This is a genomic window from Nocardia vinacea NBRC 16497, from assembly GCF_000308835.1.
Taxonomy (GTDB): Bacteria; Actinomycetota; Actinomycetes; order Mycobacteriales; family Mycobacteriaceae; genus Nocardia; species Nocardia vinacea.
This window is the reverse complement of the sequence record NZ_BAGN01000082.1, coordinates 1-15,186: the sequence shown is the minus strand read 5'-3', so window position 1 is coordinate 15,186 and position 15,186 is coordinate 1. Positions and strand designations below refer to the sequence as shown.

The window sequence follows — 15,186 nt, the reverse complement described above, 5'->3', positions numbered from 1 at the left end:
CGGGTGACTGTGGGTTCGGTGCTGTTGCGCGGGTTGGCCGGGGTTTTGTTGATGCTCGGCGTGCTGGCGCCGGTGACGGCGGCGGACCCGGTCGGTGTGCCGTTCCAGTGGTCACAGAGCTTCATCACCGCGCCGGACGGCACCCGGCTGCACGCCGATATCCTGCGCCCGCAGGGCATTTCCGCGGATACGCGTACGCCGGTGGTAATGACCGTCAGCCCGTATCGCTCGCATACCGCTTATCTGAGCGTGCCGCGACTCGAGGGTGGACCGTCCACCGATGACCTTCATATCGCGATGTTCCTGAACGCGGGCTATACCTACGTCATCGTGGATCTGCGCGGCTACGGCGGCTCGTCCGGATGCCCGGATTTCGGTGGGCCGGGCGAACGTTCGGATGTGGTCACCGCCGTGGAGTGGGCGGCGGGGCAGCCGTGGTCGACCGGTCGGGTCGGGATGATCGGCACCTCCTACGAGGCCTGGACCGGGATGATGGGGCTGGCCGCCGAACCCCCGGGCTTGGCCGCCGTCGCGGCGTTCGGACCGGATGTCGATCCGTACGCGTACATGTACATGCAGGGTGTCGCTTGGAAGTTCTCCGGAAAGCCGGTCACCGAAAGCGGCATTCGCCCGGCCGAAATGACGGGTTTCGAACATCTGCTCATCGCCTCCACACCGGGCCGTCCCGACGACTCCCCCGAGTACCAGTCCAACGCCGTCCAGATTTCGGCCGGGTGCTACGAGCAATTCGCGGCGAACACCACCAACCATGACGCCACCACTCCCTTTTGGCGCGAGCGGGATCTCGTGGAAGAGTTGCGCGGCAATACCATTCCGCTGTTCGTCGGCCAGGGCTTCCTCGATTACAACACCCGGGCGTATCGCATCTTCGACGTCTGGAATGCGCTCGGCCCCGGCGATCATCGCGCGTGGTTCGGCCAATGGGGCCACAGCGATTGCGATAGCAAATGCGGTGCACCGGATTTCGATACTCAATTACTTGCCTTCTTCGACAAGCATGTCGCCGACCGCGATATCGAGGTGCCCGGCCCGCGCGTGACGGTCGGCCAATTCGATGGCGGCTGGCGCTCCGAAACCGCATGGCCGCCCGCGGATTCGCACCGCATTCCGATCGACCTGCGCACCGGCACCTACACCGATCGCGGCCTGCTGCCCGGACCCGATCGCGAGATCTGGTCAATTTCCGAACCGCTGCGTACCACTCAGCACATCTCGGGAATTCCGACGGCAATGTTGCGCCTGTCCGGTCCGCCGGCCGCGACGGTCGCGGTCGAGCTGTTCGATATCGCTCCCGACGGCCGCGGCACGATCATTACCCGGGGCATCGCTCCGGTCGCCGATACCGCCGAGATCAGACTGTTGGCGCAGGACTGGCCGATCATTGCCGGGCACCGCCTCGGCGTGCGGATCACCGATGTCGTCGACGATGTCTGGTCCCATACCGCCGCCAATGCCCAGGTCACCGTCCGCTCGGCGCGCCTGGACCTGCCCCTGCTCAGCACCCCGCGTACCCCCGACCTCACCGGCGGCACCAGCGAGGCATGGGCGAAGTGGCGCGACCAGAAGGTCCGCGCGCTTGGGCCCGAGGTGTTGAATGCAGTGATGCCCATGAACTTGCCGAATGAGACCGGCCCTCGATGACAGGTAACGCCGCGCAGACCCACACCACGCCGGTTGTCGTCGATACGCACGTCGCCGAACGCCTCGCGCAGGCCTTGCGCTGCGCGACCGTTTCCTACGAGCCGTCGGATACCGCGGAGCCCACAGAACCCAGCGACGCAGAATTCGTCCGGCTGGGCGCGCACCTGGAACAGTCGTTTCCACTGGTCCACGCCGAACTGGAATTGGAGCGGTTCGGGCACAGCAGGCTGTATCGATGGCCGGGCGTCGCACCGGATCGGGTGTCGGCGATTCTGCTCGCCCATCAGGATGTGGTGCCGGTCGACGATCTGCAGCGGTGGACACATCCGCCGTTCGCGGGCGTGGTGGATGACGAATTCATCTGGGGCCGTGGGGCAATCGATGACAAGAGCCGGTTGATCGCCATTCTGGAGGCGGTCGAATCCGCACTCGCCGCGGGAATTCGCCCGCGGCACACCATCTATCTGGCATTCGGGCACGACGAGGAGGTGTTCGGGGATGACGGCGCGGTGCGCATGGCGCAGCGGCTGCGCGAATCCGGTGTGCACGCGGATCTGCTGCTCGATGAGGGCGGTGTCATTCTCGACGATATCGCCGACGGCATAGACCGGCCGGTGGCCTCGATCATGGTGGGCGAGAAGGGCTATGCGACCGTTCGCCTTTCGGTATCGGCGGTGGGCGGACATTCGTCCATGCCCGGCAAACAGACCGCGGTCGGACGGATCGCCCGCGCGGTGGGCCGAATCCAGGACCATCCGATGCCGCTGCGGTTGACGCCGGTGGTGTCCGACATGGTCACCAGGCTGCGCCACGTCATGCCCGAATATCGCCGCCGCCTGCTCCGATTCGCCGGACTGGCCACGCCGGTGATCACCCGGATACTCGCGGCCCGTCCGCAAACCGAGGCGATGGTGCGCACCACGACCGCGCCGACGGTTATCCGCGGCGGCGTCAAACCCAATGTGCTGCCACAGCAGGCCGAGGCACTGGTGAATTTCCGTATCCTGCCCGGCGATTCGGTCGAATCAGTGCTCGCCCACTGCCGCAAGGTGGTGCGCGACGCGGACGTGCGGATCGAACTCGTCGGCATGACCTCGGAACCCTCCCCCGGCAAACCGCCCGGCCCGGCATTCGACATGATCGCGGGCCTGGCCGAGTCCGTCGTCCCCGGCATTGCGGTGACCACCGGCATCGTTCCCGGCGCCACCGATTCCCGGCACTACGACGACCTCGCCGCCACCCGCTGCAACTTCGCCCCCATCCTGCTGACCAAGGCGGATGTGGAAACGATCCATGGAACCGACGAGCGCATCTCCCTGGTGAACTACGCTCGGCTCATCGAGTTCAACCGGCGGCTGATCGATCAGCTCGCGGCGCCGCCACGCACCCAAGGAGCCGATGCATGACAACCGATCCGAAGGCCGGCGAGCCGACACCGGGCACCGAGGGCGAATTCGACGGCATCGGCAGTCGAATCGCTTGGCGCGCATGGCTTCCCGACACCACCGCGCGCGCGGCGATCGTGCTCGTGCACGGCGTGGCCGAACATTCCGGCCGCTACGCACATGTCGGAAAGCGCTTGGCGGACAACGGTTTCGCGGTCTATGCGCTCGACCATCTCGGCCACGGCAAGTCGGCGGGCAATAACGCGAATATCGGTTCGATGGCCGGCTCGGCCGACAATGTCGCGGAGATGCTGAAGATCGCGAGCCGTGAACATCCGGATGTGCCGCGGTTCCTGCTCGCGCATTCGATGGGCAGCCTGATCACGTTGTATCTGGCGGTCCGAGCGCCGATCGACGTCGACGGCATCGTATTGTCGGCACCGCCGCTGGATATCGCCGTCGGCAATCCGCTGCAGCGCCTGGTCGGCCCGCTGCTGTCCCGGTTCGCGCCGAATATCGGTGTGCTGAAACTGGATTCGTCGATGATCAGCCGCGATCCCGAGGTGGTGCGCGCCTACGACAACGATCCGCTGGTCTTCCGCGGCAAGCTCCCGGCCCGAACCGGTATGGAGATGCTGAATGCCACCGAGTTCGTCAAGAGCCGTCTGGACAAGCTCACCGTGCCGCTGCTGGTATTGCACGGCACCGCCGACGTCATCGCGGCACCGTCCAGCACCGATCTGATCGAGCGGGGCGCGGGTTCGAAAGACCTGACGGTGATCCGCTACGAGGGCCTCTACCACGAGGTCTTCAACGAGCCCGAACAGGACAAGGTGCTCGCCGATGTCCTGGAGTGGCTGGCGGCCCACGTAGCGGACGAGTGAGCCGCTAGCGGTAGTTCGTCAGGCAGGTCTGCTCGCCGTCGAGGACTCCGGTGCGGAACGCCTCCAACCGCTGGAAGCCGCTCGCCACCACCTTGCCGTCCACATCGCCGGCGACCAGACCGTCGGCGAGCAGTCCGGAGACCGCCTCGTCGAGGTCGTTCGCCGAGAGCCGCGGATCGCTGCCCGGCTCGCTCAGCTTGGTCGTCACGACTCCGGTGAGGCATGCGGTGCGCAGTCCGGCGGTCTCCGCTCCGGAGATCGAGAGTTTGCGTTCCTGTTGCACCGCAAGGACATAGCGGGAGATGAAGACCGCGAAGGCGTTGTAATCACCGTCCACTACCGCCGAGAGCGGTTCGTCGTCACCCTTCATCGCCCCGCCGCGTTTGGCGAGTTCGGGCACATCGGTGCCGATCTTGTTCGAACTCGGGCAGTACGAGACCGGTTCGGTGGCGGTCACCTTCGAGCAGTTCTTGATGATCCCGTTGTAGTCGTACTGCGGCGCCTGCTGCAGCGGGAAGATCTTCGCCAGTGCCTGGCTCAGGCTGGTCAGCGATGCCACGTCGACCGGGAGCTGGGCGTCCTGCTCGCCGTCGGTGTATGTCGTCGGCAGGGTTCCCCGACGCTGCTCGATTTCCTTCTTATTGATCTTCTTGCAGCCCTGCGCGCCGTCGGTGTAGCCGATCTGCACCGCCGTCGTCCGCTCGAAGGCAGAGCCGTGCACGTTCTTCGGGTTGTCCGGATCGGTATCGCGTACGGCGATGGTCGCGCCGAGGACCGCGTTGAGACCGTCGGTCATATTCAGCGTGAAGTGCGCCGAATTCCCTTCCGCCACATGCCGAAGGAAGACACCGGCCAGGCAGTCGGCCTGCTGTTCCTTCACCAGCGCCCCGCTGAAGAATCCGGCGATCTTGGCCTGCCCCTGGATGGAGTGACCGTATTCGTGCGCGAGCACCATCACGATCGCCATATCGCTGTACTTCTCCTCCAGCAACGGCAGCAGCACACCGCGGTCCCAGCCGATGGTGTGGTCCAGGCTGCAGTAGGCGGCATTGACCAGGTGATAGGTGCTGGACTTGCAGAACTTGATCGCCTGCTCCTTGGACGCCTTGGCATCCCAGGAGATGTAGCGGCTCACCGGCTTGAAGGTGCCGGGAAAGTTCTTGCCGTACTCGGTCTTCCAGAAATCTTCCAGATCGGCGATGGTGTTGAGGGCGAGTTTGTCGACCGCGCCGCCGTCGCCGTTCTCCGCGGTGAGCGGTGCGTCCGGCACACCCTTGCGCGGGCCGCTCGGCCCACTACTGGAGACCGCGCCGGTCAGCTCCCACGGATTGTCCGCGGTCACCGCGCTCGCCTCCTGCTGGCCCGCCTTGCTGTCGCAGCCGACCAGCGCCGCCCCGACCAACAGCAATACCGCGACCACCCCGAACCGCAGCCGTCTAGTCCTCATCAGGTCTTTCCTCCCCGAACTCGCTATGGGTCCGTCCTCGGCGAACCCCGCCCCGATGGGTCCACGCCTGCCCGTCGAGCGATCACATGGTAATCGCAGAAACCCCTGCGCGCGTATACGTCTGAGCGCATTCGCCCCGTCAGGCGTTCAACCGCACCTGTGCCAGTATCGCGCGATGATCCGATCCGGGAATGGTGAGCGAGCGGACATCCGCCGCCGTGCCATCGGCGACCAGAATGTGGTCGATGCCGATCACCGGACCCCAACGGCGGTCTGCGGGAAAGGTGAGCAGCGGCCCGGCCCCCGCCTGATCGGCCGCCGCGACGAACCTGCCGCGCAGCAGATCACGGAATGCCGAATGATCGCGGGTGGCATTGAAATCCGCGCCGACGATCGCGGGACCCTGTTGCGCGTCCAGTATTACGCGAATCCTGTCCAGCTCCGAACTCCACGCCGGGAAATCGACCGACGGCGGCACCGGATGAAATGCGAACACCGCGACCGGCCCGCGCTGTGGATGCTCCATCGTGGCGGTCAGATTGTTCAGCCGGAAGCCGTCATATTTCTTGGTGTCCCGCAACGGATATCGGCTGTAGATCCCGGTACCGCCACCGCCACCGGTGGCCTGTAGGAACTGATGCGGCAGCAACTCCTCGATTCCGGCCGCCGCGAGTCGCTGCGCCACCTCCGGTGTCAGCTCGTCGACGGTGAGCACCTCGACCCGGTTCTCCCGCACCGCTCGAACCACCGCCGCCGCATCCGCCTCCCCGAACAACAGATTCGACTGCATCACCGAAACTTCCGGCCCACTCGCCGCCCGACCCTCCGGAACGAACATCGGCACCTGCATCCACAACACCGACGCGACGATCACCCCGGCCGCCGCCGCACTCTTCCACCCCCGCGCGATCAGGAACAACACCAGCCCCAACACCGCCCCGAGCATCAAATACGACGCACCCGACGCCAACAGCACCAAAGCCTGCCGCCGCCACGTCCCGAAATGCAGCACGATCCCCAGAACTGCCGCCGCCAAGGCGCACCACCCCAGCCCGAGCACCACCCGGTCCACCCATTTACGCATGCCCCGACCCTAACCGGCAGCCATGCAGACCAGGTGCGGCGATTGTGGAGATCCCGTGTGGACGCAGCGCTCCTCCTACACTGGCCAGCAGAGAGTGAGGTGGTCGCGATGTATGTCGAGGAGTTCACGGCGACGGGTGCGCTCACCGCGGACGCGGCCGAAGATCTTGCCGACAACGCGGGCCGGTTCACCTCGCGGATCACGGTGACCTGCAATGGGCGCACGGTGCTGACACCGGTGCTGCCGTGGTGTTGGGACGAGTTGCGGGTGCGCGCGGGAAGCACGGTATCGGTCACCGCCGAGCGGGGGTACCGCCCGCCCGACGATGAGGACCGCATTGCGCTGCGGGAATTCGTGCGCCGTTTCCAGGTGCTGACCGCGGTCGGCCCGGCGCGGCTTCCGCTCAGTGGCGGTGCATGCGCTCGACGAGCACGGCGGCGTCCGTGGTGAGCGAACCACCGGCGAAAGCCAGTGTGGCCAAGGAACGTTCGGCCGCGGCCGAATGGCCGGCACCGCAGGCATCGGTCACCAGAATCGGGAGATAGCCCAGGTCCAGGCTGTGCCGGACGGTGGGTTCGATGCCGACCTCCAGAGCGATGCCCGCAATGGCGTAAGTGTCGATGCCCAAGTCGCGCAAGGCGATATCGAGCGGTGTCGCCGCGAAGGCGGACATGGTGATCTTATCGATGACCACCTCGTTCGGGCCGGGAGTCAGCTCGGGGACGAGCTGATACTGGGGCGACCCCTGCGGGAAGCTGGAATTCACTTCGTCAGGGTTGTCGACCCGCTGCCATTCCATCGCCGTGCGCAGTTGCGCGACACCGGCCGCGGCGGGCGGCAGTGACATATGCCGCGTGTAGAAGACGCGAAAACCGTTCTCCCGCGCCGCATCCCGCAGCTGCACACAGGTCTGGACGATCTTGTCGCCGTCCGGTATCTGCCGCACGATGCCGACCTGCATGTCGTAGACGATCAACGCCATCCTGGTCGGATCGCAGGCATCCGCGAGGGTCTGCGGAATGCTCAGACCGTAGGCGTATTGCATCAGGCCGACCCCACCTTCGTCCGGTCGTAGGGCTCGGCGACGTCGACGGCCGGATCCATCAGCGCCTCCAGCGGCAACGGCGCCTGCACCGGAACGTAGGTCCATTCCAGGTGACCGGCCTTGGTCAGCGGGAAATCGGCAACATAACGCTTGGCCTCTTCGACGCTGTCGACCTCGAATACGATCACCACGCCGGGCTCATCGGCGCGCGCGTAGTTCTCACGCACGATGCCCGCCTTCCACAGCCGCCACACATTGGCGACCTCTTCGGGGAGATAAGGGGTGATGGTCTCCATCGTCACGCCGGGCTTGAAGCTGTCGAAAACGATGACTTTCACGGGAATCGAACTCCATGTCTGCAGAATGTGATGCGGCCGCGCCGCAGTGCGAGTTCCATGTAAGTCCGATGATTACAGTGTTACAAGAACGCACTTTTTGGTGAGTACCGGGAGGCGAGCGATGCCGGAGAAGCGCTACTACTGCGCCGTGGAGGTGACCGTCGATCTCATCGACGGCAAATGGAAGCCGGTCATCCTGGCCCACCTCAAGGAGGGCGTGCGCCGCTACGGCGAATTGCGGCGCCTGATGCCGAGCACCAGCGAGAAAATGCTCGTCCAGCAACTGCGCGACCTGGAATCCGACGGCCTGATCCGCCGCACTACTTTCGATACCGTGCCACCCCAGGTCGAATACGACCTGACCGAGGAAGGCTGGAGTCTGGTCCCGGTCCTGACCGCCCTCTACGAATGGGGCCAAAAGCGCGCCGACCGCGCCGGTATCCCCCTGCCCTGAGCGAACTCGCCGGCGGTAGTCGAACGGCGGCCGCCATGCCCGCCGAGAACCACCTTTCGACTACTTTCGGCGCGTGTCAGCCGCCGAAGACGCGCTCCACCACCGCTTTTGCCCGGCGGGTGATGCGCATGTAGTTGTCCAGGAACTCGCTGCCGTCATCGTTCGGCCACCCCGCGACCCGCGCGACGGCCGATAGTAGACGGCCTGGGCCGGGTAGTTGGTCGGCGGCCTTGCCGCGCACGAGCACCAGTGCGTTGCGCGCCCTGGTCGCCGTGATCCAGGCCTCGCGCAGCAGCGAAACATCTTCGATCGCAAGCAATTTGGTCTGCTCGATGACATCGAGGGATTCCAGCGTCGAGGTGTTGTGCAGTGCGTGCACCTCGTCGGCGTAGCGCAGCTGCATCAGCTGTACGGTCCATTCGATATCGGCGAGACCACCGCGCCCGAGTTTGGTGTGGGTCGCCGGATTCGCACCGCGCGGCAGGCGTTCGGCGTCCACCCTGGCCTTGATCCGGCGGATCTCGCGCACTGCCTCCGCCGATACACCGCCCTCGGGATAGCGAACCTTATCGATGGTGCGCAGGAACCGGACACCGAGATCCTGGTCCCCGGCCACCTGATGCGCGCGCAGCAGGGCCTGCACCTCCCACGGCTGTGCCCACTGCTCGTAGTAGGCGGCATAGGCGGCCAGCGTGCGCACCAGCGCGCCATTGCGACCCTCCGGGCGCAGTCCGGCGTCGACCTGCAGCGGCGGATCGGTACTCGGCGCACCGAGCAACCGCTGCACCTTCTCCGCGATGCCGATCGCCCATTTCACAGCCTTGGTCTCGTCCTCGCCGGGACGCGGGTCGCAGACGAAGAGCACATCGGCATCAGAGCCGTAACCGAGTTCCAAACCGCCCAGTCGACCCATGCCGATCACCGCGAAATCGGCCGGTGCCTGCGCCCCGAGTTCGACCTCGCTGGCTCGAATCACCGCGCGCAGTGCGGCTTCCAGCACCGCGACCCAGACCGAGGACAGCGCTCGGCACACCTGCGGCACGTCGAGCATGCCGAGCAGATCGGCCGAAGCCACGCGCGCCAATTCGTGTCGGCGCAGTGAACGGGCCGCGGCCACAGCACGTCTCGGATCGTCGTAGCGCGCCGCCGCGGTAAGGATGCCGCGCGCAACGTCTTCCGGCTGCGGGCTGAGCAACAGCGGCCCGCCCGGCCCGTCGGCATACATCCGGATCGTGTCCGGTGCGTTGATCAGCAGATCCGGCAGATATTCCGAGGAACCGAGCACGATCATCAACCGCTGTGCGATCGCGCCCTCATCGCGCAATTCGCGCAGGAACCAGATCTGATCGTCCAGGCCCTCCGAGACCCGCCGGTAGGCGAGCAGTCCGGCATCGGGATTCGGTGTGTCCCCGAGCCATTCGAGCAGCGTCGGCAACAGCAACGCCTGAATCCGGCCCTTGCGCGACACCCCGCCGGTGAGCGCTTTCAGATGTCCCAGTGCGTTTTCCGGTGCCACATAGCCGAGTGCCGCCAACTGGCGGATCGCCGCGTCCGGACTGAGCCGAAGCGCGTCGGGATCCATCTTGACCACCGATTCGAGCAGTGGACGATAGAAGAGTTTGGCGTGTAATCGCCGCACCCGCACGGCATTTCGGCGAATCTCATTGCTCAGCACGCCGACCGCGTCCTGCCTTCCGTCCGGGCGGATATGGGCTGCGCGCGCCAGCCAGCGCATACCCTCCTCGTCATCGGCGGCGGGCAAAGTGTGGGTGCGCTTGAGCCGCTGCAACTGCAGCCGGTGTTCGAGCAGGCGCAGGAATTCATAAGAGGCAGTGAGGTTCGCGGCGTCGTCGCGACCGACGTACCCGCCCGCGGCCAACGCAGTCAGCGCTTCCACTGTGCCCTGCACATGCAGGGTCTCATCCACCCGGCCGTGCACCAATTGCAATAGCTGGACGGCGAATTCGACATCGCGCAGGCTGCCGTGGCCGAGTTTGAGTTCGCGCTCGCGCAGATCGGCGGGCACCAGATCCTCCACCCGGCGCCGCATCGCCTGCACATCGGCGACGAAGTCGGGGCGCTCGGAGGCGGTCCACACCATCGGCATCAGCGCGTCGCGGTACTGGTCCCCCAGCGCCAGATCGCCGGTCATCGGCCGCGCCTTGAGCAAGGCCTGGAACTCCCAGGTCCTGGCCCAGCGCTTGTAGTAGGCGATATGCGAGTCCAGGGTGCGCACCAGCGCACCCGCCTTGCCCTCGGGCCGCAGTGCCGCATCGACCTCGAAGAAGGCCGCGCTGCCCACGCTCATCATCTCGGCAGCCAACCGGGTGGCGGTGGCATCGGCCGGTTCGGCCACGAAGACGACATCGACATCGCTGACGTAGTTGAGTTCGCACGCACCGCTCTTACCCATGGCGACCACGGCCAGCCGCACCGGTACCGGCACGTCCTTGCAGACCCGGGCCACCGCCACCGCCAGCGCGGCGGTCAATGCGGCATCGGCGAGATCGGTGAGATGGCGACCGACCACCTGATACGGCAGCACCGGCTCGTTCTCCACGGTGGCAGCCAGATCGAGTGCGGCCAAGAGCATGAGCTGATCGCGATATCGCTTGCGCAGCAGCGGAATTGCCTCGGGACCGGACAGCTCGGCCCGGTACAGCACCGCATCCGCATGCGGACTCTCGGCCGGTACCGCCTGCACGGCCGCCAACAGATCAGCGATCAACTCCTCGCGCGCAGGCAGCTTGTCGCGCAGCAGAATTCGCCATGAAGAAGGGTCGGCGACCAGATGATCGGCGAACGCGCTCGACGATCCGATGAGCGCGAAAAGCCTGCCGCGCAAGGCGGTATCGATCCGTAGTGTCGAATCGAGCTCGGACCAGTCCTCGCCGAGTGCGGCCTGCAACCGCGTCAGAGTCAGCAGTGCGAGATCGGCATCGGGCGCGCGGGACAGCGCCCACAACACCGGAATGCTGTCGATATTGTCCCAAGCCAACTCTCGTAGGGAGGCGGCGGCGGTCGGCTCGAGCAAGCCGAGCCGACCGACACCAGGGACAGCAGAACGAGCAGACGGCGGCCGGACCATAAGTCCAACTTAGATGGCCGATCATCTCTTTCCACCCGGCCGGGGTGGAAAGAGTCGCAAACGTAGCCGATTGAGCCTGGTTTAACCGACTAGAGGCCGAGGTACTCCTTCAGCTCGTATGGCGTCACCTGACTGCGGTAGTCCGCCCATTCCCGGCGCTTGTTGCGCAGGAAGAAGTCGAAAACGTGCTCACCGAGCGTCTCGGCGACCAGCTCCGAGCGCTCCATCGCCTGCAGCGCCTCGTCGAGCGTGCCGGGCAGCTCGCGGAAGCCCATGGCGCGCCGCTCGGCGGCGGTCAGCGACCACACGTCGTCCTCGGCCTCCGGCGGCAGCGTGTAGCCCTTCTCGATGCCGCGCAGACCGGCCGCAAGCAGCACGGCGAAGGTCAGGTAGGGGTTGCAGGCCGAATCTGGGCTGCGGATCTCGACACGGCGCGAGGAGGACTTGTTCGGGGTGTACATCGGCACCCGCACCAAGGCCGAGCGGTTGGACCGGCCCCACGAGGCCGCCGTCGGCGCCTCGCCGCCATGGATGAGTCGCTTGTAGGAGTTCACCCACTGGTTGGTGATCGCGCTGATCTCCGGGGCGTGCTCGAGGATGCCCGCGATGAACGCCCGCGCGGTCTCCGAGAGGTTGATCGGGTCGTCCGGATCGTGGAAGGCGTTGGCCTCACCCTCGAACAGGCTCATATGGGTGTGCATCGCCGACCCCGGGTACTGGGCGAACGGCTTGGGCATGAAGGTCGCGCGCACGCCCTCGTCGATGGCCACTTCCTTGATCAGGTAGCGGAAGGTCATCACGTTGTCGGCCATGGACAGCGCGTCGGCGTAGCGCAGGTCGATCTCCTGCTGCCCCGGGGCGCCCTCGTGGTGGCTGAACTCCACCGAGATGCCCATCGACTCCAGCGCGTCGATGGCGTGGCGACGGAAGTTGGGGGCGGAATCGTGCACGGCCTGGTCGAAAAAGCCGCCGGAATCGGCCGGTTTCGGCATGGAGCCGTCCTGCGGGCCGTTCTCCAGCAGGAAAAATTCGATCTCCGGGTGCACATAGCAGCTGAACCCGACGTCAGCGGCCTTGTTGAGCTGACGCCGCAGCACATGGCGCGGGTCGGCCCAGGACGGCGAACCGTCGGGCATGGTGATATCGCAGAACATGCGCGCGGAGTGCTGGTGGCCCTTACTGGTCGACCACGGCAGCACCTGGAAGGTCGAGGGATCCGGCCGCGCCACCATATCGGCCTCGGACACCCGGGCGAAGCCCTCGATGGCCGAGCCGTCGAAGCCGATGCCCTCTTCGAAGGCACCCTCTAGCTCCGCCGGAGCGATGGCAACGGACTTCAGATAGCCCAACACATCGGTGAACCAGAGACGCACGAAGCGGATATCCCGCTCTTCGAGCGTCCGCAGCACGAATTCCTTCTGGCGATCCATGTCGCCGAGCGTAAGCATCCGGCGTTAAATCCGTGTTACATACACGCTTAAAGGATTGCAATCCCATCATTCGGAATGAATCGCACAGGGTGCAAGATCACCTTGTGAGCGAGCGCCGGCGAGTGAGCCGCAGGCACAGCGCGCCCCGCGCACGACGGAGCCGAGCGCCGGCGAGGCGCCGTCGTGAGCGGCGGATCAGCAGGTCAGACCGGCCTCCGGAACCTTCAGATCGGTGAGGTAGGAGATCACCGCATCGTCGAGGCACTGATCGCCGGCGACCAGTGCCGCGGTGTGTCGGGTGCCCTTGTAGGTGATCAGTGCGGCGCCCAGCTGGTTGGCCAGATCGACACCGGCCTGATACGGCGTCGCGGGATCCTCGGTTGTCGACACCACCACCGTCTTCGGCAGACCCGGTGCCGAAACCTTGTGCGGTGTGCTGGTGTTCGGTACCGGCCACACGGCGCACAGTTCCAGCGGTGCGGTCCCGGTGCCGCGGCCGTCGTCCAGGAACGGCGCCGCCTTGCGGTATTCGGTGTCCTGTCGGCCCGTCACCGCACGATCGTTGATCGGCGGATCGTCGACGCAGCGGATGGCGTTGAAGGCCTCCTGCGTGTTGTCGTAGCTGCCGTCGTCGCGGCGGCCGTCGTAGAGATCGGCGAGCTTCAGCAGCGTGTCGCCACGCCCGTCGCGCAGTTCGGACAGGCCGAGGGTGAGCACCTTCCAGAAATCATCGGAGTAGAGCGCCTGCTGCACGCCGGTGATGGCGTCGCCGTAGCTGAGTCCGCGTGGATCGGTGGCCGCGGCCGGTTTGATCTCCAGCGGATTCACCAGCGCGCGGAACTTCGCGACCGCCTGGGCCGGATCGGTGCCGACCGGGCAGTCCGCCTGCTTCGCGCATTCCGTGGCATAGGCGTCGAATGCCTGCTGGAAGCCCGCCGCCTGCCGCAGCGATTCCTGCACCGGATCCTGCGAGGAGTCCACCGCACCGTCGAGCACCAGCGCACGCACATTGTCCGGGAACTTCTCGGCGTAGGCCGAGCCGAGTTTGGTGCCGTAGGAGTAGCCGAGGTAGCTGAGTTTCGGATCGCCGAGGACGGCGCGGATCACATCCATGTCCTGCACCACCTCGCGGGTGCCGACGTGAGCCAGGAAGTCGGTGCCGGTGCGCTCGACGCAGTGACCGACGAACTGACGGTTCTCGTCCTCGGCCTTGGCGATGCCGTCCGGGGTGTTATCGGTCGGCGGTTCGGCGCGTTCGGCGTCGTTCTGCTGCGGGGTCAGACAGGCGATGGTCGGAATCGAGGAGCCGACACCGCGCGGATCGAAGCCGACCCGGTCGAAGCGCTCGGCCAGTGGCGTCTTGCCCGCGATACCCGCCATCGACAGACCCGATACGCCCGGCCCGCCCGGATTGAGCAGCAGTGAGCCGATCCGCTTGCCGCTGGCCGGAATTCGGGCCAACGCGATCTGCGCGGTCGCGCCGTCGGGCTTGGTGTAGTCGACGGGCACGGTGATCCGGGTGCATTCGGTATTGGGTGCGGGGCGGTCGTCCGGGGAGCCGAAATCGTCGCAGGAACCCCAGTTCGCGGTCTGGCTGTAGAACTTCTCGAGACCCTGAGGCGGAGTGGGTAACGCATTGCCCGGCTCATCCTTGGATGCGCTGCATCCGGCCGCCACCACCACCAATGTCACCGCGACCAGCACACCACGCGACCCACTCCGCACCACAGACATGGGGAAGATCCTGCCATTGCCGTGCGAATCCCCGCGTCCGGTCGCCCGGCGGCGGGGATACGGCTGTGACCAAATGCACCGTCATCGCCCTTAAGTCGCGATCGCACGGGTGGCAGACTGGATTCGTCACACAAACCCGGGGACCCGGACGGGCCTCGAGGCGACAACCACGAAAGGGACGATGATGTCCGTATCCGAATCGGAGACCCCTGCCTACGGCGCTGCCCCAGCCGCTGCCAAGCCGGCCAAGCGCAAGACGCGGGTACCTCATCTGCAGCAGATGAAGGCCGATGGCGAGAAGTGGTCGATGTTGACCGCCTACGACTATTCCTCCGCTCGCATCTTCGAAGAAGCCGGAATTCCGGTCCTACTGGTGGGTGATTCCGCCGCCAACGTCGTCTACGGCTACGACACCACCGTGCCGATCACCGTCGACGAGCTCATCCCGCTGGTGCGCGGTGTGGTCCGTGGTGCACCGCATGCGCTGGTGGTCGCCGATCTGCCGTTCGGCACCTACGAAACCTCGCCGCAGCAGGCGCTGGCCACCGCGACCCGGTTCATGAAGGAGGGCGGTGCGCACGCGGTCAAACTGGAAGGCGGTGAGCGGGTCGCCGAGCAGATCGCGCTGATCACCT

Annotated in this window: 13 protein-coding genes; 6 read left to right on the top strand and 7 right to left on the bottom strand. The window is 66.0% G+C overall.

Features of this window, described 5'->3' with window-relative positions; genetic code table 11:
* Window positions 1-3 precede the first annotated feature (3 nt).
* The 3 genes from ON44_RS10290 to ON44_RS10280 are packed head-to-tail and all read left to right on the top strand — an operon-like array spanning window position 4 to window position 3,931.
* Entirely contained in the window at window positions 4-1,662 is a 1,659-nt protein-coding gene (locus ON44_RS10290) for a CocE/NonD family hydrolase (RefSeq protein WP_040688454.1), read from the top strand.
* A complete protein-coding gene (locus ON44_RS10285; RefSeq protein ID WP_040688452.1) occupies window positions 1,659-3,068 on the top strand; it encodes a M20 family peptidase in 1,410 nt (469 codons plus the stop codon). The genes ON44_RS10290 and ON44_RS10285 overlap by 4 nt, the downstream gene beginning before the upstream one ends.
* On the top strand, window positions 3,065-3,931 hold the full coding sequence (locus ON44_RS10280; RefSeq protein ID WP_051181851.1) for an alpha/beta hydrolase: 867 nt from the start codon (window positions 3,065-3,067) through the stop codon (window positions 3,929-3,931). The genes ON44_RS10285 and ON44_RS10280 overlap by 4 nt, the downstream gene beginning before the upstream one ends.
* Before the next feature lie 4 nt (window positions 3,932-3,935).
* On the opposite strand, the gene ON44_RS10275 is transcribed toward ON44_RS10280, so the two are convergent.
* Complete coding sequence (locus ON44_RS10275; RefSeq protein ID WP_040688450.1) at window positions 3,936-5,378, bottom strand: neutral zinc metallopeptidase; 1,443 nt, start codon at window positions 5,376-5,378, stop codon at window positions 3,936-3,938.
* A 139-nt stretch (window positions 5,379-5,517) separates the two neighbouring features.
* Complete coding sequence (locus ON44_RS10270) at window positions 5,518-6,462, bottom strand: endonuclease/exonuclease/phosphatase family protein (protein WP_040688448.1); 945 nt, start codon at window positions 6,460-6,462, stop codon at window positions 5,518-5,520.
* 108 nt (window positions 6,463-6,570) lie between these two features.
* On the opposite strand from ON44_RS10270, the gene ON44_RS10265 reads away from it, so the two are divergent.
* Window positions 6,571-6,912 (top strand): HPr family phosphocarrier protein, encoded by a 342-nt coding sequence (locus ON44_RS10265; RefSeq protein ID WP_040688447.1) that lies wholly within the window; start codon window positions 6,571-6,573, stop codon window positions 6,910-6,912.
* Here the strand turns inward: ON44_RS10265 and ON44_RS10260 are convergent.
* A complete protein-coding gene (locus ON44_RS10260) occupies window positions 6,866-7,507 on the bottom strand; it encodes a cysteine hydrolase family protein (protein ID WP_040688445.1) in 642 nt (213 codons plus the stop codon). The genes ON44_RS10265 and ON44_RS10260 overlap by 47 nt on opposite strands.
* Window positions 7,507-7,845, bottom strand: coding sequence for a YciI family protein (locus tag ON44_RS10255; RefSeq protein WP_040688442.1), 339 nt, complete (start codon window positions 7,843-7,845; stop codon window positions 7,507-7,509). Before ON44_RS10255 ends, ON44_RS10260 begins: the two co-directional genes overlap by 1 nt.
* Before the next feature lie 121 nt (window positions 7,846-7,966).
* Between ON44_RS10255 and ON44_RS10250 the strand changes: the two genes are divergently transcribed.
* Window positions 7,967-8,299: a winged helix-turn-helix transcriptional regulator gene (locus ON44_RS10250; protein WP_040688440.1), complete on the top strand. Its 333-nt coding sequence runs from the start codon at window positions 7,967-7,969 to the stop codon at window positions 8,297-8,299.
* A 76-nt stretch (window positions 8,300-8,375) separates the two neighbouring features.
* Here the strand turns inward: ON44_RS10250 and ON44_RS10245 are convergent, their stop codons facing one another.
* The 3 genes from ON44_RS10245 to ON44_RS10235 all read right to left on the bottom strand — a co-directional run bounded on the left by ON44_RS10245 (window position 8,376) and on the right by ON44_RS10235 (window position 14,551).
* Window positions 8,376-11,387 (bottom strand): bifunctional [glutamine synthetase] adenylyltransferase/[glutamine synthetase]-adenylyl-L-tyrosine phosphorylase, encoded by a 3,012-nt coding sequence (locus ON44_RS10245; RefSeq protein WP_040688438.1) that lies wholly within the window; start codon window positions 11,385-11,387, stop codon window positions 8,376-8,378.
* An 89-nt stretch (window positions 11,388-11,476) separates the two neighbouring features.
* A complete protein-coding gene (locus ON44_RS10240; RefSeq protein ID WP_040688437.1) occupies window positions 11,477-12,817 on the bottom strand; it encodes a glutamine synthetase family protein in 1,341 nt (446 codons plus the stop codon).
* Window positions 12,818-13,012: 195 nt separating this feature from the next.
* Window positions 13,013-14,551 carry an alpha/beta hydrolase gene (locus ON44_RS10235; protein ID WP_051181850.1) on the bottom strand — a complete coding sequence of 513 codons (1,539 nt, stop codon included), beginning with the start codon at window positions 14,549-14,551 and terminating at the stop codon, window positions 13,013-13,015.
* 184 nt (window positions 14,552-14,735) lie between these two features.
* Between ON44_RS10235 and ON44_RS10230 the strand changes: the two genes are divergently transcribed.
* Window positions 14,736-15,186 (top strand): 3-methyl-2-oxobutanoate hydroxymethyltransferase (locus ON44_RS10230; protein ID WP_040688435.1); only part of this gene is annotated, 451 nt, incomplete at its 3' end.

Bases quoted from the DNA above. Each gene is read 5' to 3' on its own strand.
- ON44_RS10285 (WP_040688452.1), top strand. From the start codon at position 1,659: ATGACAGGTAACGCCGCGCAGACCCACACCACGCCGGTTGTCGTCGAT.
- ON44_RS10275 (WP_040688450.1), bottom strand. From the start codon at position 5,378: ATGAGGACTAGACGGCTGCGGTTCGGGGTGGTCGCGGTATTGCTGTTG.
- ON44_RS10280 (WP_051181851.1), top strand. From the start codon at position 3,065: ATGACAACCGATCCGAAGGCCGGCGAGCCGACACCGGGCACCGAGGGC.
- ON44_RS10270 (WP_040688448.1), bottom strand. From the start codon at position 6,462: ATGCGTAAATGGGTGGACCGGGTGGTGCTCGGGCTGGGGTGGTGCGCC.
- ON44_RS10265 (WP_040688447.1), top strand. From the start codon at position 6,571: ATGTATGTCGAGGAGTTCACGGCGACGGGTGCGCTCACCGCGGACGCG.
- ON44_RS10240 (WP_040688437.1), bottom strand. From the start codon at position 12,817: ATGGATCGCCAGAAGGAATTCGTGCTGCGGACGCTCGAAGAGCGGGAT.
- ON44_RS10260 (WP_040688445.1), bottom strand. From the start codon at position 7,507: ATGCAATACGCCTACGGTCTGAGCATTCCGCAGACCCTCGCGGATGCC.
- ON44_RS10235 (WP_051181850.1), bottom strand. From the start codon at position 14,551: ATGTCTGTGGTGCGGAGTGGGTCGCGTGGTGTGCTGGTCGCGGTGACA.
- ON44_RS10245 (WP_040688438.1), bottom strand. From the start codon at position 11,387: ATGGTCCGGCCGCCGTCTGCTCGTTCTGCTGTCCCTGGTGTCGGTCGG.
- ON44_RS10250 (WP_040688440.1), top strand. From the start codon at position 7,967: ATGCCGGAGAAGCGCTACTACTGCGCCGTGGAGGTGACCGTCGATCTC.